The sequence below is a fragment of the Pantoea sp. SGAir0184 genome (assembly GCF_043544755.1).
This window is the reverse complement of the sequence record NZ_CP028050.1, coordinates 113290-137015: the sequence shown is the minus strand read 5'-3', so window position 1 is coordinate 137015 and position 23726 is coordinate 113290. Positions and strand designations below refer to the sequence as shown.

The window sequence follows — 23726 nt, the reverse complement described above, 5'->3', positions numbered from 1 at the left end:
TTAGCCGGCGAGGAAGAAGCGAAACGCCGGATTGCTGGCCTCGTCGTGCCACTCATAGCCGAGTGCGTTGAGGTGAGTGTCGAAATCCGGCTCTTTGTCGTTGATCTCGAACGCTGCCAGCACGCGACCAAAATCGGTGCCGTGGCTGCGATAGTGGAACAGTGAAATATTCCAGTGCGCGCCCAGCGTCTGCAGGAACTTCAGCAGCGCGCCCGGCGCTTCCGGGAATTCGAAGCTGAACAGCCGTTCACGCAGCGGTTTTGACGGGCGTCCGCCCACCATGTAGCGCACGTGCAGCTTCGCCATCTCATCGTCTGACAAATCCACCACCTGATAGCCGCCTTCAGTCAGCTGGCTTATGATCTCGCTGCGCTCTTCAAGGCCGCGCGTTAAACGCACGCCAACAAAGATGCAGGCGTTGTCGGCATCGGCATAACGGTAGTTGAACTCAGTTACCGCACGACCGCCCAGCGTCTGGCAGAAACGCAGGAAGCTGCCCTGCTGCTCAGGAATGGTGACCGCCAGCAGCGCTTCACGCTGTTCACCCAACTCACAGCGCTCGGAGACATAGCGCAGACCGTGGAAGTTGACGTTGGCGCCCGACAGCACGTGCGCCAGCCGCTCGCCTTTGATGTCGTGCTGCTGGATGTACTTCTTCATGCCCGCCAGCGCCAGCGCGCCGGAAGGCTCCGCCACCGCTCGCACATCCTCGAACAGATCCTTCATCGCTGCGCAGATGGCATCGCTGTCCACGGTGATGATGTCGTCGAGGTATTCTTTGCACAGGCGGAAGGTTTCGCTGCCGATACGCTTGACCGCCACGCCTTCGGCAAACAGCCCGACGCGCGGCAAATCCACCGGCTCGCCGGCATCAAGCGCCGCCTTCAGGCAGGCAGAGTCCTGCGACTCGACCGCGATAACCTTGATTTGCGGCATCAGCTGTTTAATCAGTACCGCCACACCCGCCGCTAAGCCGCCGCCGCCTACCGGCACAAACACGCGATCGAGATGCGCATCCTGCTGCAACAGCTCCATCGCCAGCGTGCCCTGTCCGGCAATCACTGCCGGATGATCAAACGGCGGCACGAAGGTGTAACCCTGCTGCTCCGCCAGCTCAATCGCTTTGGCTTTTGCCTCGTCAAAGTTGGCGCCAAACAGGTAAGCCTCACCGCCAAACGCGCGCACTGCATCAACCTTGATGTCCGCCGTCGCCACTGGCATCACAATCAGTGACTTGATGCCGAGCGTGCTGGCCGAGAGCGCCACGCCCTGCGCGTGGTTACCCGCCGAAGCAGTAACCACGCCGCGCGCTTTCTGCTCTTCCGTCAGGCCGGCGATCATGGCGTAGGCACCGCGCAGCTTGAAGCTGTGCACCGGCTGGCGATCTTCGCGCTTCACCAGAATGGTGTTGCCAAGACGCGACGAAATTTTTTCCATTTTTTGCAGCGGCGTCACCTGGGCAATTTCGTACACAGGCGCACGCAGCACCGCGCGCAGATACTCCGCGCCATTGGGCGACGCGGAAAGCGGTTGAGACTCAGCCATCAGAGATTAGCCTCCCAGCTTAGACTTATCGCGCACCGCGCCCTTGTCAGCGCTGGTGGCGAGCGATGCATAAGCACGCAGTGCGAAGGAGACCTGACGCACACGACCGTGCGGCGTATAAGCCGCTTCGCCACGCGCTTCCTCTTCTTCACGACGGGCATGCAGTTCGTTATCCGGTACCACCAGCTTAATGCCACGATTCGGGATATCGATTTCAATGATGTCGCCATCTTTAACCAGCGCGATGGTGCCGCCGTTCGCCGCTTCCGGCGATGCGTGGCCAATGGAGAGGCCCGAGGTGCCGCCCGAGAAGCGTCCGTCAGTGATCAGCGCACAGCTTTTGCCAAGGCCCATCGATTTCAGATAAGTGGTCGGATACAGCATTTCCTGCATGCCCGGACCGCCTTTCGGCCCTTCGTAGCGGATCACCACCACGTCACCGGCGACCACTTTGCCGCCGAGAATCGCTTCCACCGCATCGTCCTGGCTTTCATACACTTTTGCCGGACCTTTAAAGGTGAGGATCTCTTTGTCGACGCCGGCGGTTTTCACGATGCAGCCATCTTCCGCCATGTTGCCGTACAGCACTGCCAGACCGCCATCCTGAGAGAATGCGTGTTCGCGCGTGCGGATACAGCCTTCCTGACGATCGTCATCCAGCGTATCCCAGCGGCAGTCCTGTGAGAACGCCTGGGTAGTACGGATGCCCGCCGGGCCGGCGCGGAACATCTTCTTCACCGCTTCGTCTTTGGTCAGCATGATGTCGTACTGATCGAGGGTTTCGCGCAGGTTGAGACCCAGCACGTTGCGCACGTCGGTGTGCAGCAGGCCGGCACGATCCAGCTCGCCAAGAATACCGATTACCCCGCCCGCGCGGTGCACATCTTCCATATGATATTTCTGTGTGCTCGGCGCCACTTTGCACAGGTGCGGCACTTTGCGTGACAGGCGATCGATGTCGGAAATGTTGAAATCGATCTCGCCTTCCTGCGCGGCGGCCAGCAGGTGCAGCACGGTATTGGTGGAACCGCCCATGGCGATATCCAGCGTCATGGCGTTTTCGAACGCAGCTTTGCTGGCGATGTTACGCGGCAGCACGCGCGCATCATCCTGCTCGTAATACTGTTTGGTCAGGTTAACGATGCGCTTGCCGGCGTTGATGAACAGGTCTTTACGATCGGCGTGGGTTGCAAGCAGCGAGCCGTTGCCCGGCTGCGACAGGCCCAGCGCTTCGGTCAGACAGTTCATGGAGTTGGCGGTGAACATGCCGGAGCACGAGCCGCAGGTCGGGCAGGCGGAACGCTCAATCTGCTCGCTGTCGGCATCGCTGACGTTCGGGTTCGCCCCCTGAATCATCGCGTCCACCAGATCCAGCTTGATGATTTTGTCTGACAGCTTGGTTTTACCGGCTTCCATTGGACCGCCGGAGACAAAGATCACCGGAATGTTGAGGCGCAGCGAGGCCATCAGCATGCCGGGGGTGATTTTGTCGCAGTTGGAGATACATACCATGGCGTCGGCGCAGTGGGCGTTCACCATATATTCCACGGAGTCGGCAATCAGCTCGCGTGAAGGCAGTGAATACAGCATGCCGCCATGACCCATGGCGATACCGTCATCCACCGCGATGGTGTTGAACTCTTTGGCTACACCACCCGCGGCTTCGATTTGCTCAGCAACCAGTTTGCCAAGATCGCGCAGGTGCACGTGGCCCGGTACGAATTGGGTGAAGGAGTTAACCACGGCGATAATCGGCTTACCGAAATCGTCGTCGGTCATTCCGGTGGCGCGCCACAGGGCACGGGCACCCGCCATATTACGACCATGGGTGGTGGTGGCGGAACGGTACTTAGGCATGCTCTATTTACTCCAGTCTGAAAAATGACGCGGGCGCTGCTGCACCCGCGTTACTGTCTTGTTATGGATTCACCTGATCCAGCCAGCCGTACTTGTCTTCGGTTTCGCCGGTGAACAGGCCAAAGAACGCCTGCTGGATTTTGGTGGTCACCGGGCCACGTTTGCCCTCACCCACCTGGATGCCGTCCACGCTGCGTACCGGCGTGATTTCTGCGGCAGTACCGGACATGAACACTTCATCCGCCAGGTACAGCGATTCGCGTGACAGCACCTGCTCGCGCACTTCGATACCGAGATCCTTCGCCAGCTTGATGATTGCGTCGCGGGTGATGCCCGGCAGCGCTGAAGAGGTGAACGGTGGGGTGAACAGGATGCCGTCTTTCACTTCAAACAGGTTTTCGCCAGCACCTTCGGAGATATAACCCTGGGTATCCAGCGCGATACCTTCCTGATAGCCGTGGCGGCGCGCTTCGCTGCCAACCAGCAGGGAAGATAGATAGTTACCGCCCGCTTTCGCCGCGGTTGGCAGGGTGTTTGGCGCCACGCGATTCCAGGAAGAAACCATGGCGTTGATGCCCTGCTCCAGCGCTTCGGCACCCAGGTAAGCCCCCCACGGGAACGCAGCGATGATCACATCGGTGGTGAAGCCGTCTGGCGGGTTAACGCCGAGGCCCACGTCGCCGACAAAGGCCAGCGGACGAATGTAGGCACTCTTCAGTTTATTGACGCGGATGACTTCGCGGCACGCTTCCATCAACTCATCCACGCTGGCTTTGATCGGGAAACGGTAAATTTTGGCGGAGTCGTGCAGACGCTGCATGTGTTCACGGTGACGGAACACCACCGGACCTTTGTGTGAGTCGTAGCAGCGAACGCCTTCGAACACAGAGGTGCCGTAATGCAGTGCGTGAGACATAACGCTAACCTTGGCGTCTTCCCACTTAACCATCTCTCCATTGAACCAGATAAAGTCTGCTTTCTTCGTACTCATTGTTATTTCCTTTGGCGACTAGGCGCGGATTTGTTGTGTTGTCTGTTGCTGGATCTCGACACAGGCGACATCCATAAGTTTGCTTAACTGCGAAGACAGTAAATCGACAGAGCGCTGGCTGGCAACGGTCATTTCGATATTAATGTTCTCCGCATTGACGGCGGACGCCATATTCATCGCGCAGACCTGGAAGCCACGGTGACGCACGACGCGCAAAATGCGCTCCAATATTTCAGGGCGAAAGCGGGCTTCGATAGACAATTGATGCTGGTTCATACGGTTTTCTCCATCATGTTTGCGTTGCTGGCACCCGGCGGTACCAGTGGCCAGACGTTTTCATGCTCATCAATCGCAACATGCAGGAAGTAAGGACCTTCACTGTTCAGCAGAGCATCAATCGCGGCGTCGACCTGATCTTTACGGCTAATGCGCTGGCCCGGAATATCAAAGGCGCTGGCCAGCGTGAGGAAATCGGGGTTATCGGTGAGGATGGTTTCGCTATAGCGGCCATCAAAGAACAGCTGCTGCCACTGGCGAACCATGCCAAGACGCTGGTTATCCAGCAGCAGGATTTTTACCGGCAGCTGCTTACGCTTGATGGTGCCCAGCTCCTGAATATTCATCATGATTGAGCCGTCACCGGACACGCAGATAACGGTGTCATCCGGACGGGCAACCTGCGCGCCCACCGCAGCCGGCAGCCCAAAGCCCATAGTGCCCAGACCGCTGGAGGTGATGAAGTTTTCCGGCGCGCTGAAGCGCATGTGCTGCGCCGCCCACATCTGGTGCTGGCCAACGTCGGTGGTTACCACCGCGCTGTCAGGTTTACGATCTGACAATTGCTTCAGCAGCAGCGGCGCGTAGATCGCCTCGCCGGGATGGTCGTAACGCCACGCGAACTCCGCGTTCATCGCTTTAACTTCAGTACGCCAGCCGTCGATCTGCAGCGGCATGCTCAGCGCCGGCAACACCTGGTTGAGGTCGCCCTGCAGTGAAACGTGAGCGCGACGCAGTTTGTTTAATTCCGCCGGATCGATATCGATATGAATGACGCTGGCGTGCGGCGCGAAGGTATCCAGCTTACCGGTGACGCGGTCGTCGAAACGTGCGCCGACGGCAATCAGCAAATCACAGGATTGCACCGCCAGGTTGGCCGCTTTGGTGCCGTGCATGCCGAGCATACCGAGATAGAGATCGCTGCTGGCTTCGGCGCTGCCCAGGCCTTTCAGGGTAGAAACCATCGGGATGCCGGTCTCCTGCGCCATAGCCCGCAGCGCCGGGACGGCCTGCGCCATGCCGACACCGCCGCCGATATACAGCATCGGTTTTTGCGCCTGCGCCATCAGCGCGCGCGCTTCGGCAATGTGCTGCGGTGAGTGGCTCAGTGCTTCTTCAACCGGCAGCAGGTGCGGCGTCAGGTCACCGCTGGCAATCTGAATATCTTTAGGGATGTCGACCAGCACCGGTCCCGGACGGCCGGACTGCGCGATGGCGAAAGCTTCCGCCATCACCGAGGGTAAATCATCCAGCGATTCAACGAGAAAGCTGTGTTTAGTGCAGGCTAATGACAGGCCAAGAACGTCGATCTCCTGAAAGGCGTCGGTACCGATAAACGCTGAAGAGACCTGTCCGGTGATGGCGACAACCGGAACGGAATCCATCATCGCATCGGCCAGCCCGGTGATCAGGTTGGTGGCGCCCGGTCCGGAAGTCGCAATGCAAACCCCGGTTTTGCCGGTCGCACGCGCATAACCGATCGCTGCCATCACCGCACCTTGTTCATGACGACACAGTAGATGTTCCACGCCGCCATCGTAGAGCGCATCGTACACTGGCATGATTGCTCCGCCAGGATAACCAAACACTGTGTCGACACCCTGCGCGCGTAAAGCCTGAACTACCCACTGTGCACCTGTCATGGTTATTCTCCTGTATTCCTGCTGGAACAACAGAATTTTATGCTACTGCTCATAATCTGTTCCTCGCTGATTCGCTGATATTTCGTCTGGTCGAAAAAAAACCCCCGGACCTTACGGTGCGGGGGTTTTTCGAATTCCAGGCTTGATTTTTAAGCCTTTCTTTCTCCAAGCGTAGCCCCGCACGGTGGGTTAATAATCACCACCACGCTAATCACGACTAGGCTAATCACTTGTAGAAGGGCTTTCATGTGTCGTCTGTTTTTTCGTTAGTTCGAAGTAATACCTACAGAGTTACCATAGTTAGCAGGGGATTTACAATAATTTTCATCGGAAAATTTTATGACACGCGCAGCTGACGTGCGTTATCGCTTTGTAAGTAAAAGGTTATTCGCATTTGTGATAATTATTCATTACGCCCGCGACGCAACCGTTATTTTGCTTTTGCGATCTGGCTGCGAAAATTAATGAACAGGATGAAAAGCGCAGCGATTTTCCTGAATACCGCTTCAGGATGATAGTTTCAGCGGTCGCCGTGTGTTTTTTTTTCAGTAAGGATAAAGGCAACAAGGAGCGGTTATGTCTTTATCGAAAGTATTAACACGCGCGGCGCTCGGAGTGCAGGCTCCACTGGTGACGATTGAAGTGCATATCAGCAACGGTCTGCCAGCATTGACACTGGTTGGTCTGCCGGAAACCACCGTCAAAGAAGCCCGCGAACGCGTGCGCAGCGCCATTATTAATAGCGGTTTCACCTTTCCGGCGAAGCGCGTCACCATTAATCTCGCGCCAGCAGATTTACCTAAAGAGGGTGGGCGCTACGACCTGCCGATCGCTATCGCCATTCTCGCGGCCTCAGAGCAGCTGCCAGGCGATAAGCTGGCCCATTATGAGTTCCTGGGTGAGCTGGCGCTAAACGGCGCGCTGTGTGGCGTTCAGGCCGCGATTCCTGCTGCCATGGCAGCGCTGCAGGCCGGACGTCAGATGGTCTTAGCGGAGCAGAATCAACAGGATGTCGGCCTGATACAACAGGGTGAAACGCTGGTGGGCAAGCATCTGGTGGAGATCTGCGCTTTCCTGCATAACCAGACGGCGCTGACGGTCGCCCATTACCAGCCTGAAACGGTGCCGCACGAGCAGCAGGACCTGAGCGATATTATTGGCCAGCAGCAGGGACGGCGCGCGCTGGAAATTACCGCCGCCGGTGGCCATAACCTGTTGCTACTGGGCCCGCCCGGCACCGGTAAGACCATGCTGGCAACCCGACTGCCTGGTATTATGCCGCCGCTGGATGACCAGGAAGCGCTGGAGTGCGCCGCGATTGCCAGCCTGGTCAGCAGCGGTACGCTACATCATCAGTGGCGTAAACGGCCGTTCAGAGCGCCTCATCACAGCGCATCGCTGTATGCGCTGGTCGGCGGAGGATCTCTGCCGCGGCCGGGCGAAATTTCGCTGGCGCACAATGGGGTGCTGTTTCTTGATGAACTGCCCGAGTTTGAGCGCAAAGCGCTGGATGCGTTACGCGAACCGATTGAGTCCGGTGAAATCGCCATTTCCCGTTCCCGCGCCAAAGTCACTTTCCCTGCGCGCTTTCAGCTGATTGGTGCAATGAATCCCAGCCCGACGGGCCATTATCAGGGGAATCATAATCGCTGCACGCCGCAGCAGGTGCTGCGCTATCTCAGCCGGCTGTCTGGCCCGTTTCTGGATCGCTTCGACCTGTCGCTGGAGATTCCGCTGCTACCGGGCGGCTCACTCAGCCAGAAGCAGCAGCACAGCGAAACCAGCGCGCAGGTGCGCGCCCGCGTACTGGCCGCCCGGGCGATACAGATGGCACGCGCGGGCAAAGTGAATGCGCAGCTGTCGAATCCGGAGATCGCCCGTGATTGTGTGTTACAGCAGCAGGACGCGGAATGGCTGGAGGAGATCCTGAATGCACTGGGATTATCGGTGCGTGCGTGGCAGCGCATCTTAAAAGTGGCGAGAACCATCGCAGATTTAGCGGGTGAACGGCAGATTACGCGTCAGCATCTGCAGGAGGCGGTGGGATATCGCAGTATCGATCGTTTACTGATTTACCTGCATAAAAGCCTGGAATGACAACGGGGCTGAAATCAGCCCCGTCATGTTAATCGTCGCTATCGCTGAAGTCTTCCACCGTGTCCATCTGCGGTTTACCGCCGGACAAGGTATGAAAACGTTTCGGACGCTTGATACGTGCAGTGTATTTTGACCAGACACGTTCAGCCTCAGTCTGCGGCTCACGCAGACCACGACAGACTTCAATAAACAGACGCTCTTCTTCGGTCTCCGGATCGCGCTTAGCGAGATCCAGTTCGTTGAAAGCGTATCCGTGGCGTTCCAGAAGCTGAGCTTCTTTAATGGTGAAGTCACCATGACGCGAAAAACCACGAGGGTAATGTTTGTTATCAAAGAAACGATTAGTTGTTGCGAAGCTGTCCGCCATCTTACACGCTCCTGATTCTCATATGGCCGTGCTATTTATGGCGCGGAGTATTAGATAGGCTTGACAGAGTGTAAAACAAAACATTTAAATCAGTACGACAAACATTTTTTGGGAGAATGCTGTGGATACGGAATTACTGAAAACTTTCCTCGAAGTGAGCAGAACGCGTCATTTCGGGCGTGCTGCTGAAGCGCTTTACCTCACGCAATCTGCCGTTAGTTTTCGCATCCGTCAGCTGGAAAATCAGCTGGGCGTTAATCTTTTTACCCGCCACCGCAATAATATCCGGCTGACTTCAGCAGGCGAGCGCTTATTGCCCTACGCTGAGAGCCTGATGAGTACCTGGCTGATGGCAAAGAAGGAGGTTTCGCATACCCAGCAGCACCATGAGCTATCAATCGGTGCCAGTGCATCGCTCTGGGAAGCGTATCTTACGCCCTGGCTGCAGACGCTATACGAGAACCGGGAGAGCCTGTATCTGGAAGCACGTATTGCTCAGCGCCATTTGCTGGTCAAGCAGTTACATGAACGTCAGCTCGATTTGCTGATCACCACCGAAGCGCCAAAAATGGATGAACTCACCAGTCAGCAGATCGGTCATATTTCACTCGCGCTCTTTCGCGCACGCAAAACTGAAAAGCGTGAAAAATATGATTACATCAAACTCGAGTGGGGCGCGGATTTCCATCAGCATGAAAGTTATCTTTCCAGTGATGACGTACCGGTATTAACTACCACTTCAGCACATGTGACCCGCGAATTGCTGCATACCACGGGAGCCTGCGCTTTTTTACCTGATTTCTGGCACGGCATTTACAGTGATTTGATGGTTATTCCAGACACACCTGTCGCAGTGCGACCGTTATATGCGGTATGGCTGCAGAATAGCGATCAACAGGCACACATTCGTCAGCTGCTTAAATATCCGGTCCTGACTCACTGAAGCAATAAATGAGGGAGTTTGAGTGGAAGAAATGAAACTCAGGCTCTTGCCTGTGCCGAATTTCAGGCAAAAAAAATCCTTTGCCGAAGCAAAGGATTATTTTCTGGCAGGGGCGGAGGGACTCGAACCCCCAACACCCGGTTTTGGAGACCGGTGCTCTACCAATTGAACTACGCCCCTAATTAGGGTGGCGGAACGGACGGGGCTCGAACCCGCGACCCCCTGCGTGACAGGCAGGTATTCTAACCAACTGAACTACCGCTCCACCGATTCTGTACTGATATCAGACCGTCGCTGATTTCAGGTATTTCGCCCTTTCCGCGTCACCGGGAAGGTCACGACCCGATTAGGGGTCTTAAATTGATGCCTGGCAGTTCCCTACTCTCGCATGGGGAGGCCCCACACTACCATCGGCGCTACGGCGTTTCACTTCTGAGTTCGGCATGGGGTCAGGTGGGACCACCGCGCTGTTGCCGCCAGGCAAATTCTGTTTTCGTCCGCGTCTTTCGCGCTCTGACTGCGTTGCCCCGCTCGCGCCGCTCAGTCACATACTCGTGTATGCTCCTTCCCGTCGTCTCGCGTGCCGCCTTGTCACAGCACAAAATCCACTGGACGTAATCCGGTGAACAAAGCTGAAAATTCTTTCGGTCTCTCAGACCAAAACGCCTCTGGCGTTGTAAGGTTAAGCCTCACGGGTCATTAGTACCGGTTAGCTCAACGCATCGCTGCGCTTACACACCCGGCCTATCAACGTCGTCGTCTTCAACGTCCCTTCAGGACCCTTAAAGGGTCAGGGAGAACTCATCTCGGGGCAAGTTTCGTGCTTAGATGCTTTCAGCACTTATCTCTTCCGCACTTAGCTACCGGGCAGTGCCATTGGCATGACAACCCGAACACCAGCGGTGCGTTCACTCCGGTCCTCTCGTACTAGGAGCAACCCCCCTCAATTCTCCAGCGCCCACGGCAGATAGGGACCGAACTGTCTCACGACGTTCTAAACCCAGCTCGCGTACCACTTTAAACGGCGAACAGCCGTACCCTTGGGACCTACTTCAGCCCCAGGATGTGATGAGCCGACATCGAGGTGCCAAACACCGCCGTCGATATGAACTCTTGGGCGGTATCAGCCTGTTATCCCCGGAGTACCTTTTATCCGTTGAGCGATGGCCCTTCCATTCAGAACCACCGGATCACTATGACCTGCTTTCGCACCTGCTCGAGCCGTCACTCTCGCAGTCAAGCTGGCTTATGCCATTGCACTAACCTCCTGATGTCCGACCAGGATTAGCCAACCTTCGTGCTCCTCCGTTACGCTTTGGGAGGAGACCGCCCCAGTCAAACTACCCACCAGACACTGTCCGCAGCCCGGATTACGGGCCTACGTTAGAACATCAAACATTAAAGGGTGGTATTTCAAGGTTGGCTCCACGCAGACTGGCGTCCACGCTTCAAAGCCTCCCACCTATCCTACACATCAAGGCTCAATGTTCAGTGTCAAGCTATAGTAAAGGTTCACGGGGTCTTTCCGTCTTGCCGCGGGTACACTGCATCTTCACAGCGATTTCAATTTCACTGAGTCTCGGGTGGAGACAGCCTGGCCATCATTACGCCATTCGTGCAGGTCGGAACTTACCCGACAAGGAATTTCGCTACCTTAGGACCGTTATAGTTACGGCCGCCGTTTACCGGGGCTTCGATCAAGAGCTTCTCCTTGCGGATAACCCCATCAATTAACCTTCCGGCACCGGGCAGGCGTCACACCGTATACGTCCACTTTCGTGTTTGCACAGTGCTGTGTTTTTAATAAACAGTTGCAGCCAGCTGGTATCTTCGACTGGCCTCGGCTCCGGGAGCAAGTCCCTTCACCTACGCGCCAGCGTGCCTTCTCCCGAAGTTACGGCACCATTTTGCCTAGTTCCTTCACCCGAGTTCTCTCAAGCGCCTTGGTATTCTCTACCTGACCACCTGTGTCGGTTTGGGGTACGATTTCGTGTTACCTGGAGCTTAGAGGCTTTTCCTGGAAGCAGGGCATCAGTTACTTCACCGCCGTGGCGGCTCGTCGTCACGCCTCAGTGTTAAAGAAGACCGGATTTGCCTGGTCTTCACACCTGCACGCTTAAACCGGGACAACCGTCGCCCGGATAACCTAGCCTTCTCCGTCCCCCCTTCGCAGTAACACCAAGTACAGGAATATTAACCTGTTTCCCATCGACTACGCTTTTCAGCCTCGCCTTAGGGGTCGACTCACCCTGCCCCGATTAACGTTGGACAGGAACCCTTGGTCTTCCGGCGAGCGGGCTTTTCACCCGCTTTATCGTTACTTATGTCAGCATTCGCACTTCTGATACCTCCAGCATGCCTCACAGCACACCTTCAGCGGCTTACAGAACGCTCCCCTACCCAACAACACATAGTGTCGCTGCCGCAGCTTCGGTGCATGGTTTAGCCCCGTTACATCTTCCGCGCAGGCCGACTCGACCAGTGAGCTATTACGCTTTCTTTAAATGATGGCTGCTTCTAAGCCAACATCCTGGCTGTCTGTGCCTTCCCACATCGTTTCCCACTTAACCATGACTTTGGGACCTTAGCTGGCGGTCTGGGTTGTTTCCCTCTTCACGACGGACGTTAGCACCCGCCGTGTGTCTCCCGTGATAACATTCTCCGGTATTCGCAGTTTGCATCGGGTTGGTAAGCCGGGATGGCCCCCTAGCCGAAACAGTGCTCTACCCCCGGAGATGAGTTCACGAGGCGCTACCTAAATAGCTTTCGGGGAGAACCAGCTATCTCCCGGTTTGATTGGCCTTTCACCCCCAGCCACAAGTCATCCGCTAATTTTTCAACATTAGTCGGTTCGGTCCTCCAGTTAGTGTTACCCAACCTTCAACCTGCCCATGGCTAGATCACCGGGTTTCGGGTCTATACCCTGCAACTTAACGCCCAATTAAGACTCGGTTTCCCTTCGGCTCCCCTATGCGGTTAACCTTGCTACAGAATATAAGTCGCTGACCCATTATACAAAAGGTACGCAGTCACCTAACAGGTAGGCTCCCACTGCTTGTACGTACACGGTTTCAGGTTCTGTTTCACTCCCCTCGCCGGGGTTCTTTTCGCCTTTCCCTCACGGTACTGGTTCACTATCGGTCAGTCAGGAGTATTTAGCCTTGGAGGATGGTCCCCCCATGTTCAGACAGGATACCACGTGTCCCGCCCTACTCGTCGGACTCACAGCTCATGCATCTTCGTGTACGGGGCTGTCACCCGGTATCGCGCGACTTTCCAGACGCTTCCACTGATGCACAAGCTGATTCAGGTCCTGGGCTGCTCCCCGTTCGCTCGCCGCTACTGGGGGAATCTCGGTTGATTTCTTTTCCTCGGGGTACTTAGATGTTTCAGTTCCCCCGGTTCGCCTCGTTAACCTATGTATTCAGTTAACGATAGTGTGTCGAAACACACTGGGTTTCCCCATTCGGACATCGACGGCTGTAGCGGTTCATATCACCTTACCGTCGCTTTTCGCAGATTAGCACGTCCTTCATCGCCTCTGACTGCCAGGGCATCCACCGTGTACGCTTAGTCGCTTAACCTCACAACCCACAGGCGTTTTGCAACGCTGCAGACTGCAAGCATTTGAGAGACCCGAACGCATCGTGATTTCATTCTTATTACGGAGAATGAATACGACGCGTCGTTTCAAATTTTCAGCTTGTTCCGGATTGTTAAAGAGCAAATACTTCGCAGCACACCGTCGCCGGTATACTCTGAAGTAAGTTTCAGTACTGTAATGGTGGAGCTAAGCGGGATCGAACCGCTGACCTCCTGCGTGCAAGGCAGGCGCTCTCCCAGCTGAGCTATAGCCCCATACAGTCACTGCAGAGACCATCTACTACCACTCACCAGGAGTCACATTTCTCACACGGGAAATGTGATTTCGTCTCAGGCAAGGCATGTTTTCGCGAAGCATAGTGAACTATGCGAGCCGGAAACATAACGCGGCATGAGAAGAAATCTGGTAGGCCTGAGTGGACTTGAACCACCGACCTCACCCTTATCAGGGGTGCGCTCTAACCACCTGAGCTACAAGCCTGTAGAGGTTTTTTCTGCTCGTTACTTTTCTATCAGACAATCTGTGTGAGCACTTCGCGGGAAGGTATCTTCAGGTAAGGAGGTGATCCAACCGCAGGTTCCCCTACGGTTACCTTGTTACGACTTCACCCCAGTCATGAATCACAAAGTGGTAAGCGCCCTCCCGAAGGTTAAGCTACCTACTTCTTTTGCAACCCACTCCCATGGTGTGACGGGCGGTGTGTACAAGGCCCGGGAACGTATTCACCGTAGCATTCTGATCTACGATTACTAGCGATTCCGACTTCATGGAGTCGAGTTGCAGACTCCAATCCGGACTACGACGCACTTTATGAGGTCCGCTTGCTCTCGCGAGGTCGCTTCTCTTTGTATGCGCCATTGTAGCACGTGTGTAGCCCTGGCCGTAAGGGCCATGATGACTTGACGTCATCCCCACCTTCCTCCGGTTTATCACCGGCAGTCTCCTTTGAGTTCCCGGCCGAACCGCTGGCAACAAAGGATAAGGGTTGCGCTCGTTGCGGGACTTAACCCAACATTTCACAACACGAGCTGACGACAGCCATGCAGCACCTGTCTCAGAGTTCCCGAAGGCACCAAAGCATCTCTGCTAAGTTCTCTGGATGTCAAGGCCAGGTAAGGTTCTTCGCGTTGCATCGAATTAAACCACATGCTCCACCGCTTGTGCGGGCCCCCGTCAATTCATTTGAGTTTTAACCTTGCGGCCGTACTCCCCAGGCGGTCGACTTAACGCGTTAGCTCCGGAAGCCACGCCTCAAGGGCACAACCTCCAAGTCGACATCGTTTACGGCGTGGACTACCAGGGTATCTAATCCTGTTTGCTCCCCACGCTTTCGCACCTGAGCGTCAGTCTTCGTCCAGGGGGCCGCCTTCGCCACCGGTATTCCTCCAGATCTCTACGCATTTCACCGCTACACCTGGAATTCTACCCCCCTCTACGAGACTCAAGCCTGCCAGTTTCAAATGCAGTTCCCAGGTTAAGCCCGGGGATTTCACATCTGACTTAACAGACCGCCTGCGTGCGCTTTACGCCCAGTAATTCCGATTAACGCTTGCACCCTCCGTATTACCGCGGCTGCTGGCACGGAGTTAGCCGGTGCTTCTTCTGCGGGTAACGTCAATCGGCGAGGTTATTAACCTCACCGCCTTCCTCCCCGCTGAAAGTACTTTACAACCCGAAGGCCTTCTTCATACACGCGGCATGGCTGCATCAGGCTTGCGCCCATTGTGCAATATTCCCCACTGCTGCCTCCCGTAGGAGTCTGGACCGTGTCTCAGTTCCAGTGTGGCTGGTCATCCTCTCAGACCAGCTAGGGATCGTCGCCTAGGTGAGCCATTACCCCACCTACTAGCTAATCCCATCTGGGCACATCCGATGGTGTGAGGCCCGAAGGTCCCCCACTTTGGTCTTGCGACGTTATGCGGTATTAGCTACCGTTTCCAGTAGTTATCCCCCTCCATCGGGCAGTTTCCCAGACATTACTCACCCGTCCGCCACTCGCCACCCAAAGAGCAAGCTCTTCTGTGCTGCCGTTCGACTTGCATGTGTTAGGCCTGCCGCCAGCGTTCAATCTGAGCCATGATCAAACTCTTCAATTTAAGTTTGATTTGCTGCAACGAGTGCAGCGATGCTCTGTGAATTAAACTTCGTAATGAATTACGTGTTCACTCAGCAAAGACTTGATATTTTTTACGTCCGGAGACGTTGATATCAATCCTGCGAGTGCCCACACAGATTGCCTGATAAATTGTTAAAGAGCAGTGCCGCGATTTCTCAAGCGGCGCGGGATGCGTATATTACGCTTTCCGCTTTCTCAGTCAAGCATTTATTTTTGCTTTTCTGAAGGTTGCCGTTAAGGGCCACCTCACTAACAGGGCGCTTCGTAAGCCGTTGTGCCGTGTCAGTGGAGGCGCATTATAGGGAGTTCTTTCGGGCTGACAAGGGCTAAATGCAAATTAATTTTCGAGTGCTGTTTTTTTCGGCGAAAGCCCGTCAAATCGCCAGTTTTTCCAGCAGCGGGAAGCCATAACGCTGCAAAACCGGTGATAATTGCACCACTTCGTCATCCATACGCGTACAAAATGCCACATTCTGTCCGCTGGAACGCGCCTGAGGCGCTTCGTGCTCTAACAACCAGGCAGTGCGCCGTGCAATGGCTGCGCCCGAATCCACCAGCCGGGTGCCATCAGGCAACACCTGCTGCAGCTCTTCACGTAACAGCGGGAAATGGGTACAACCCAGCACCACGGTATCCGGCGGCTCTTTCATACGCAGCCACGGTTGTACTGCGCGACGCACATCGTCCAGCGACACCGTTTCTCCGTGCAGTTTGGCTTCCGCCAGTTCGACCAGTTCCGCCGACCCCAGCATTTCGATTTTACATTCGCGCGCAAACTGCGCCACCAGCTCATGGGTGTAAGGTCGTTTCACCGTGCCGCGCGTGGCCAGCAGGCCGACTACGCCGTTACGCGTCAGACGGGCCGCCGGTTTAATCGCTGGCACGACGCCAACGACCGGGAATTCAAAGCGCTGACGCAATGCTGGCAGCGATACAGTACTGGCGGAGTTACAGGCGATGACCACTAACGCCAGCGGCACGCGCTGCACGATAGCCTCCACCACCGCCACGACCCGCTCAACAATGTACTCTTCGCTTTTTTCACCGTAAGGGAAGCCGGCATTATCGAAGGCATAGAGATAGTGCAGGCCCGGCAGCAGTTGCCGGACCTCATCATAGACGGAGAGCCCACCGACGCCGGAGTCAAACACCAGCACGGTGGGGCGCAGATCAGAAGCTGTAGCTGGCGCTGAGATAGTACTCCGTTCCTGGAGTTTGATAGCCATACACTGTCTCGTAGTCTTTATCGAACAGGTTGGCAATTCTACCACGAACGGTGAGCTGTGATGTGACCGGATACGAAACTGCCAGATCCCATAAACTTACACCGCCCAGTTTGACGCGCTGCGGGGTAAAGGAGTGGTTGTAATCCGTATCATAGCGATCGCCGAGATAATGATAGGTCAGTGACCAGTCAAACTCATAAATCGTCCAGTCGAGCTGGTATTTCACCTGCTGCTTCGCACGGCGCACCAGCGGTTGATCGGTTTCAGCATCGCGCGCATCGACATAGTCGTAAGAAATCTGATGGCTAAGCGGACCGGTATCGAACGACGCCGTGGCTTCTACGCCCTTAATGCGCGCTTTATCGATGTTGTAATAGATATAGGTGGTGGGATCGCTATCAATCAGATTATCGATATCGTTACGATAACCGGATACGCGCCAGTTTACCGGCCCGGTCAGGCCAGAGAAGCCCGCTTCCCACTGTTTACTCTCTTCCGGCTTCAGATCGCTGTTGCCATAAGAACCATACAACTGGCCGAGACGAGGCGCTTTATACGCCGTCGCGTAATTGGCAAACACGCTATAGCCATCAACAAACGCCCATGACGCCCCGCCCTGCCAGGTGCCGTGCCAGCCAAACTGGCTGTTGTCGTCACCGCGTACCGCGCCTTCCAGCGTTACGCTGCCCAGCTGCTGCTGGGTGGTGGCATAGATGCCGGTGTTACGCAGTTCGGTGCTGTCAGCCACGTAAGCGGTGCCGGGTTCCGTGGTCTGTTTCTGCCAGTCCACACCCGCGCTTACGCTGCCCTGCGCCACCTGCAACGTATTGCCCCACTGCACATTGTACTGCTTGCTGTCATCCAGCGTGGTCGACGGGCCGTAGCGGCCTGTACGCGGATCATAGTTATAGTCTTTGCTGCGGCTGTAGCTGGCGATCAGCTGCGTCGAATAAATGTCGTTGCTGTAACGCAGGCCGCTGTCCCAGGTCTGGCTGTAGAGCTGACGGGTATCGTTTAATCCGTTGATGTTGAAACTGTTATCGTAGCTGTAGGTGCCATCGTAGGCCGTACGGTTGTCAAAACCGTAGCCGCGGACAAAGCCGCTCAGCCCGTCACTGAACTGGTGCTCCAGCGCGCCATACAGTGTCTTGTTCATGAAGCCATCGCGATCTTTCTGCGCCGGATCGCCATACACATCCGGCAGGTTTGCCACTACATCATAGCCGCGCGTATAGGTGTAGTTGCCCGCCATGGTCAGCGTTGTGGCTGCGCCCAGCTGCTGCTGGGTAGAACCTTCATAGTTTTGATAGCCTTTCGAGCCCACGCCCGCGCTCAGCGTCGTGCCCGGCTTATCACGACCGGTGATGATGTTCACCACGCCGCCAATCGCATCGGAACCATACACCGCCGAGCGCGCACCGCGCACATATTCGATGCGCTGGACCAGAGAAAGCGGAATCTGGCTTAAATCAGACGATCCGGACACACCCGCCTGGTTTAGCCGGATACCGTCGATGAGTATAAGTACGTGGCTGGAGTTGGTACCGCGCACAAACAGCGAGCTCAACTGGCCGAGGCCACCGTTCTGCGCGATGTCCACGCCAGGCAGGCGACGCATGACGTCCGTCAGGCTTTTCGCCTGCCAGCGATCGATATCGTCGCGGGTCACGACTGTCGTCGGCGCGAGAACGGAGGAAACCGGCTGCAAAAACCGGTTAGCGGTAACGATTTGCGTATCATCATTCTGCTGCGCGTAGCCAGATTGCGCCCAGAGTGACAACGCCGTTGCACTAAAGGCAAACAGCGAAGCGTGTGTTGTTTTCATTGTTATAGCATCCAAAAGACGAAGCAGGATGCCGCAGGTCCGGGATCGATAGCACGCGATGATCTCAGAAGTTGCGACGTCACACCGGCAGGTCTTCGGGCTGGGAATCATAAGTGGTGAAGACTTCCCATCCGCCAGGACAGTGTCTGCAATTGCGATCACCACGACATTCTTTTACCGCTGCGCGTCAGCTCCAGATTCACACTGGATTCCCTTTTAACTCAAGGAGGCCGGCAGCCGCAGTCTACGTTTAAGAAGGCCGGAAATCCAGACTGCCAGCCTTCCTGCACTGTCCGGGACTGGACATCAGCAGGTGAATGCCTACAATCGCCCGGCAGGCAGGCTTAACACCAGGATTGAAGATGACACCCGAACAACTCCCGATAGAACAATACGACGCGCAACTGGCGGAAAAAGTCAGCCGCTTACAGGCGATGATGGCCCCCTACGCAGCGCCCGACGTGGAGGTGTTCCGCTCGCCGGTCAGCCACTATCGTATGCGCGCCGAATTCCGCATCTGGCACGACGGTGACGATCTTTATCACATCATCTTCGATCAAGAGACCAAACAGCGTATCCGCGTCGATCAGTTTCCGGCGGCCAGCCAGTTGATCAATACGCTGATGCCAAAGTTGATCGCCGCGATCCGCGATAATCGTGCGCTGCGTTTCAAACTGTTCCAGATCGATTATCTCTCCACCCTCAGCAACCAGATCGTGATCTCGCTGCTGTATCACCGCAAGCTGGAAGCCGACTGGACCGAAGCCGCGACTGCGCTGCGCGATAGTCTGCGTGCAGAAGGGTTTGATGTGCAGCTGATTGGCCGTGCCACGAAAACCAAAATCTGCCTCGATCGCGATTACGTCGATGAGCGCCTGCCGGTGGCCGGTCAGGAGATGATCTATCGTCAGGTGGAGAACAGCTTCACTCAGCCGAATGCGGCGATGAATATTCAAATGCTGGAGTGGGCGCTGGACGTGACGCAAGATTCGCGCGGCGATCTGCTGGAGCTGTACTGTGGCAATGGCAACTTTTCACTGGCGCTGGCGCGTAACTTCCGCCGCGTACTGGCGACGGAAATCGCCAAACCGTCGGTGGCTTCGGCGCAGTACAACATCGCGGCCAACCACATCGACAACGTGCAAATTATTCGTATGGCAGCCGAAGAGTTTACCCAGGCGATGAACGGCGTGCGCAGCTTTAACCGTCTGGAAGGCATCGATCTCAATAGCTATCAGTGCGAGACCATCTTTGTCGATCCGCCGCGCAGCGGGCTGGATGACGAGACGGTGAAGATGGTGCAGGCCTATCCGCGTATTCTCTATATTTCCTGTAATCCGCAGACGCTGTGCGACAACCTCAGCGTACTGAGTGCCACGCATACCGTCACGCGGCTGGCGCTGTTTGACCAGTTCCCTTACACCCACCATATGGAATGCGGTGTGTTACTGACGCGAAAAGCCTAAAAAAACGGGAACCCTGCGGTTCCCGTGATTGTTTTCAGTGCTTGTTCTTGCTGCGGCGGAAGCGCATGGCGATCCAGAACACCAGCGCCACCATCAGAATGGTCGGGATGAAGTTAGACCCGATATCCGGATATTCGGCACGCACCAGCGCGCTGTACACCAGGATCCCCAGCAGAAAAAATGCCGCCGCCAGCGAAGGCATGCCGTCCGGCATATTGCGGTTGAGATAGCGCTGATGCAGACACCACGCGGCAAGGCCAAGGGCGATCAGCGGGAAAATCGAAAAGGGAACAAAGGTGCTGAACAGCACCGAAAAGGAGCCGTTGATAGCTAAACCGGTGATAAAAGCCAGTAACAGCGTTCCTTTATCGCGAGGGTTTTGCTCAATCATTTCATTATCCTTATCACATTACTCTTCGGGGGTTTCCAGGGTAACCGCCAGGCGCTCTTGCTCCCGGCGATACCAGTAATACGCGCCTTTGGCGATCATTCGCAGCTGCAGCACCAGACGCTCTTCCAGTTTGCGCCGCTGTTCGATATCCACATCCAGCGCTTCCGCGCCGGCGCTGAACACAATCGTCACCATCGCTTCCGCCTGCGCTTCGGTAAAGCTGCGCGGCATGCGGTTTTCCAGCTCAAGGTAGTCGGCCAGTTCAGCGATAAAATGCTGAATCTCCCGCGCGACCGCCGCACGGAAGGCCGCTGAGGTGCCGGAGCGCTCGCGTAGTAAGAGACGAAAAGCGTTGGGATTGTTCCCGATGAACTCCATAAACGTGGCGACCGAGGTTTTAATGATGCTGCCGCCTTTGGCAATGCGCTGGCGCGCCTGGCGCATCAGCTGGCGCAGCATCAGGCCACTTTCATCGACCATCGTCAGGCCGAGTTCATCCACATCGCGAAAGTGACGGTAAAACGAGGTCGGTGCAATGCCGGCTTCGCGTGCCACTTCGCGTAAACTCAGGCTGGCAAAACTCCTTTCTGCACTTAACTGACTGAATGCCGCTTCAATCAGTGAACGTCGTGTACGTTCTTTTTGTTGCGCTCGAACGCCCATTTTCCCGGCCTTGTGAGTAATCAGGCAGGCACTATAACAAACTTTTCAGCGTACAGCGGCGCAAAGTTTGTGACCGCCTGTTAACCTCACTGATTGTCAAACTTTGCCTATTTACGCTGTTAGAATTCAGATGTGCGCGGCGAGATGTTAGAATCTCGTTGTAAAAATGTATAGAAACATAGGACGTACTGGTATGCAAAAGTCTTACGATTACGATGCCATTGTGATTGGCTCCGGTCCGGGCGGCGAAGGTGCGGCGATGGGGCTGGTGAAGCAGGGAGCGCGCATTGCAGTGATCGAACGCTACCACAACATCGGCGGCGGTTGTACTCACTGGGGAACCATCCCTTCCAAAGCTCTGCGTCACGCTGTCAGCCGTATCATCGAGTTTAATCAAAACCCTCTCTATAGCGATCACACCCGACTCCTGCGCTCCTCGTTCGCCGACATTCTGAATCATACTGAGAACGTCATCAGCCAGCAGACTGCCATGCGTCAGGGCTTTTACGAGCGTAACCGCTGTGAGCTTTATCAGGGCGACGCCCATTTTGTTGATGCCAACACCATCGAAGTGGAACAGCCAGACGGCACGCGCGAGCGCTTAACCGCAGAGAAGTTTGTCATCGCCTGTGGTTCCCGCCCGTATCACCCGGCGGACGTTGATTTTACCCATCCGCGCATTTACGACTCCGACTCCATCCTCAACCTGCATCATGAACCCGGCCACGTCATCATTTATGGTGCGGGCGTGATTGGCTGTGAATATGCGTCGATTTTCCGCGGTCTTAACGTCAAGGTTGACCTGATCAACACCCGCGATCGCCTGCTGGCGTTCCTCGATCAGGAGATGTCTGATTCGCTCTCTTATCACTTCTGGAACAGCGGCGTGGTGATTCGTCACAACGAAGAGTTTGAGAAGATTGAAGGTGTCAGCGATGGCGTCATCATGCACCTCAAGTCCGGCAAAAAGGTCAAAGCCGATTGCCTGCTGTACGCTAACGGCCGTACCGGTAATACCGATTCACTGGCGCTGGAAAACGTCGGGCTGGAAGCCGATGGCCGTGGACTGCTGAAAGTGAACAGCATGTATCAGACCGCACAGCCGCATATCTATGCGGTGGGCGACGTGATTGGCTACCCGAGCCTGGCCTCTGCCGCTTACGATCAGGGCCGCATTGCCGCGCAGGCGATCATCAAAGGGGAAGCCACCGCGCACCTGATTGAAGATATCCCAACCGGGATTTACACCATTCCGGAAATCAGCTCCGTCGGCAAAACCGAACAGCAGCTGACGGCGATGAAAGTGCCGTATGAAGTGGGCCGTGCACAGTTTAAGCATCTGGCACGCGCGCAGATTGTCGGCATGCACGTCGGCAGCCTGAAGATCCTGTTCCACCGCGAAACCAAAGAGATTCTGGGTATTCACTGCTTTGGCGAGCGTGCGGCGGAGATCATTCACATCGGCCAGGCCATCATGGAGCAGAAGAACGGCGGTAACACGATTGAGTATTTCGTGAACACTACCTTCAACTACCCCACCATGGCCGAAGCCTACCGCGTGGCGGCGTTAAACGGCTTAAACCGCCTGTTTTAACGAACGGTCCAGGTAACCCTGCATGTGGGTTTTAATTGCTTCTGCCAGCTGCTCATAGCGGCTGCGCAGAGGCGATCCCGGACGATACACCAGCGCGATGGTGCGCTGCGGCACCGGTTTATAACACGGCAGATAGCACACGCCATCACGCACGCGCTCATTCGGTACCGCCAGCGACGGCAGCAAAGTAATACCGCTGCCGGCTGCTACCATGTTGCGCAGCGTTTCCAGACTGGTCGCGCGGAAATGGGTATCTTCATCAGCGCCGGCTTCGAAGCAGAAGCCCATCGCCTGATCGCGCAGACAGTGACCATCTTCCAGCATCAGCAGTTTCTCACCGGCCAGATCCGACATCGGCACGCGATCGCGATCGTGCCACGGGTGATCCTGATAGATCGCCAGCTTCATCGGCTCATCAAACAGCGGCACTTCAATAAAAGCTTCGCTCTCTTTTACCAGCGCCAGAATCGCGCAGTCGAGCTTACCGCTGTCGAGCTGCGCCAGCAGCTGCTGCGTTTGCGCCTCGTGCAGATACATCTCGAGTTTCGGGAAGGTCTGATGCAGCATCGGAATAATATGCGGCAGCAGATAGGGACCGGTGGTCGGAATCAGACCAATGTGCAGCGGCCCGGACATGGTTTCGCCCTGCTGGCTAGCCATCTCCTTCAGTACCTTCACTTCACGCAGCACGGTTCGCGCCTGATCCACCAGCAGCAGTCCAGCCTGAGTAAACAGCACCTTACGGCTGGTCCGTTCCAGCAGCATCACACCCAGTTCATCTTCCAGCTTGCGAATCTGCCCGCTCAGGGTCGGCTGGCTGACATGACAGGCATCAGCGGCACGACGAAAGTGGCGATGTTCCGCCAGCGAAACCAGATATTCCAGATCACGAATGTTCATTGATAGCCTCCAAACCACGATAGCCCGTGGCGATAGATAGAATAGCAATGAACGATTAGCCCTATCAAGCGGTGAACAGGAATAATACCGGCCATCTGATTAAGACCACAGATTGTTAAAGCGGCTAACGCACACACGCAACAACAACAATCTGGAGCAGCACCTGCAACCTGCTCACGAAATCACTGAGTTGGCCGGGAGTGCCAGCCCTTTGATGATGTG

At 55.8% G+C, this 23726-nt stretch carries 16 protein-coding genes, 4 tRNA genes, 3 rRNA genes and 1 riboswitch; of the genes, 4 read left to right on the top strand and 19 right to left on the bottom strand.

The window, feature by feature from the left end:
- From ilvA to ilvL, 6 genes are all read right to left on the bottom strand, one after another.
- A complete protein-coding gene (ilvA, locus tag C1N60_RS00630; protein WP_238561384.1) occupies positions 1 to 1545 on the bottom strand; it encodes a threonine ammonia-lyase, biosynthetic in 1545 nt (514 codons plus the stop codon).
- A 6-nt stretch (positions 1546 to 1551) separates the two neighbouring features.
- Entirely contained in the window at positions 1552 to 3402 is a 1851-nt protein-coding gene (gene ilvD, locus C1N60_RS00625; protein WP_136547210.1) for a dihydroxy-acid dehydratase, read from the bottom strand.
- Between the two features lie 61 nt (positions 3403 to 3463).
- A complete protein-coding gene (locus C1N60_RS00620; RefSeq protein WP_021507916.1) occupies positions 3464 to 4393 on the bottom strand; it encodes a branched-chain amino acid transaminase in 930 nt (309 codons plus the stop codon).
- A gap of 18 nt (positions 4394 to 4411) precedes the next feature.
- The gene (gene ilvM / locus C1N60_RS00615) at positions 4412 to 4669 is read right to left on the bottom strand and encodes an acetolactate synthase 2 small subunit (RefSeq protein ID WP_008106624.1); all 258 of its coding nucleotides are present in this window, start codon (positions 4667 to 4669) and stop codon (positions 4412 to 4414) included.
- Positions 4666 to 6312, bottom strand: a complete 1647-nt coding sequence (gene ilvG / locus C1N60_RS00610; RefSeq protein WP_021507917.1) for an acetolactate synthase 2 catalytic subunit — start codon at positions 6310 to 6312, stop codon at positions 4666 to 4668. Before ilvG ends, ilvM begins: the two co-directional genes overlap by 4 nt.
- 149 nt (positions 6313 to 6461) lie before the next feature.
- Positions 6462 to 6560: an ilv operon leader peptide gene (gene ilvL / locus C1N60_RS00605; protein ID WP_071813600.1), complete on the bottom strand. Its 99-nt coding sequence runs from the start codon at positions 6558 to 6560 to the stop codon at positions 6462 to 6464.
- Positions 6561 to 6888: 328 nt separating this feature from the next.
- Here ilvL and C1N60_RS00600 point away from each other — a divergent pair, with 328 nt between their 5' ends.
- Positions 6889 to 8409, top strand: a complete 1521-nt coding sequence (locus C1N60_RS00600) for a YifB family Mg chelatase-like AAA ATPase (protein ID WP_058775137.1) — start codon at positions 6889 to 6891, stop codon at positions 8407 to 8409.
- Between the two features lie 28 nt (positions 8410 to 8437).
- On the opposite strand, the gene C1N60_RS00595 is transcribed toward C1N60_RS00600, so the two are convergent.
- The gene (locus tag C1N60_RS00595; protein ID WP_021507919.1) at positions 8438 to 8776 is read right to left on the bottom strand and encodes a DUF413 domain-containing protein; all 339 of its coding nucleotides are present in this window, start codon (positions 8774 to 8776) and stop codon (positions 8438 to 8440) included.
- Between the two features lie 121 nt (positions 8777 to 8897).
- Here C1N60_RS00595 and hdfR point away from each other — a divergent pair, with 121 nt between their 5' ends.
- A complete protein-coding gene (gene hdfR, locus C1N60_RS00590; protein ID WP_394521264.1) occupies positions 8898 to 9719 on the top strand; it encodes an HTH-type transcriptional regulator HdfR in 822 nt (273 codons plus the stop codon).
- A gap of 104 nt (positions 9720 to 9823) precedes the next feature.
- Here the strand turns inward: hdfR and C1N60_RS00585 are convergent.
- The 9 genes from C1N60_RS00585 to btuB form a co-directional block, all read right to left on the bottom strand.
- Positions 9824 to 9899 (bottom strand) — tRNA-Trp (locus C1N60_RS00585).
- A gap of 8 nt (positions 9900 to 9907) precedes the next feature.
- Positions 9908 to 9984 (bottom strand) — tRNA-Asp (locus C1N60_RS00580).
- Between the two features lie 100 nt (positions 9985 to 10084).
- Positions 10085 to 10200, bottom strand: a 5S ribosomal RNA gene (gene rrf / locus C1N60_RS00575).
- A gap of 197 nt (positions 10201 to 10397) precedes the next feature.
- Positions 10398 to 13303 (bottom strand): 23S ribosomal RNA (locus C1N60_RS00570).
- A gap of 198 nt (positions 13304 to 13501) precedes the next feature.
- Positions 13502 to 13577 (bottom strand) — tRNA-Ala (locus C1N60_RS00565).
- A gap of 149 nt (positions 13578 to 13726) precedes the next feature.
- A tRNA-Ile gene (locus C1N60_RS00560) sits at positions 13727 to 13803 on the bottom strand.
- Positions 13804 to 13877: 74 nt separating this feature from the next.
- Positions 13878 to 15419: ribosomal RNA gene (locus C1N60_RS00555) — 16S ribosomal RNA — on the bottom strand.
- The 16S, 23S and 5S rRNA genes sit together here with 4 tRNA genes alongside, the layout of an rRNA operon.
- Before the next feature lie 394 nt (positions 15420 to 15813).
- Positions 15814 to 16665, bottom strand: a complete 852-nt coding sequence (murI, locus tag C1N60_RS00550) for a glutamate racemase (RefSeq protein WP_040679621.1) — start codon at positions 16663 to 16665, stop codon at positions 15814 to 15816.
- Positions 16610 to 18490 (bottom strand): TonB-dependent vitamin B12 receptor BtuB, encoded by a 1881-nt coding sequence (btuB, locus tag C1N60_RS00545; protein WP_150059713.1) that lies wholly within the window; start codon positions 18488 to 18490, stop codon positions 16610 to 16612. The genes murI and btuB overlap by 56 nt, the downstream gene beginning before the upstream one ends.
- A gap of 68 nt (positions 18491 to 18558) precedes the next feature.
- A riboswitch (cobalamin riboswitch) is annotated at positions 18559 to 18740 on the bottom strand.
- 112 nt (positions 18741 to 18852) lie between these two features.
- Here btuB and trmA point away from each other — a divergent pair.
- A complete protein-coding gene (gene trmA, locus C1N60_RS00540; RefSeq protein WP_058775573.1) occupies positions 18853 to 19956 on the top strand; it encodes a tRNA (uridine(54)-C5)-methyltransferase TrmA in 1104 nt (367 codons plus the stop codon).
- A gap of 34 nt (positions 19957 to 19990) precedes the next feature.
- Here the strand turns inward: trmA and C1N60_RS00535 are convergent, their stop codons facing one another.
- Both C1N60_RS00535 and fabR read right to left on the bottom strand, forming a co-directional pair.
- Positions 19991 to 20347, bottom strand: coding sequence for a YijD family membrane protein (locus C1N60_RS00535; protein WP_021506823.1), 357 nt, complete (start codon positions 20345 to 20347; stop codon positions 19991 to 19993).
- Between the two features lie 18 nt (positions 20348 to 20365).
- Positions 20366 to 21010 (bottom strand): HTH-type transcriptional repressor FabR, encoded by a 645-nt coding sequence (gene fabR / locus C1N60_RS00530; RefSeq protein WP_031279587.1) that lies wholly within the window; start codon positions 21008 to 21010, stop codon positions 20366 to 20368.
- 193 nt (positions 21011 to 21203) lie between these two features.
- Between fabR and sthA the strand changes: the two genes are divergently transcribed.
- Entirely contained in the window at positions 21204 to 22604 is a 1401-nt protein-coding gene (sthA, locus tag C1N60_RS00525) for a Si-specific NAD(P)(+) transhydrogenase (protein WP_021506825.1), read from the top strand.
- Here the strand turns inward: sthA and oxyR are convergent.
- Positions 22587 to 23504 carry a DNA-binding transcriptional regulator OxyR gene (gene oxyR, locus C1N60_RS00520; RefSeq protein WP_021506826.1) on the bottom strand — a complete coding sequence of 306 codons (918 nt, stop codon included), beginning with the start codon at positions 23502 to 23504 and terminating at the stop codon, positions 22587 to 22589. The two genes, sthA and oxyR, sit on opposite strands and share 18 nt — an antisense overlap.
- Positions 23505 to 23726 lie beyond the last annotated feature (222 nt).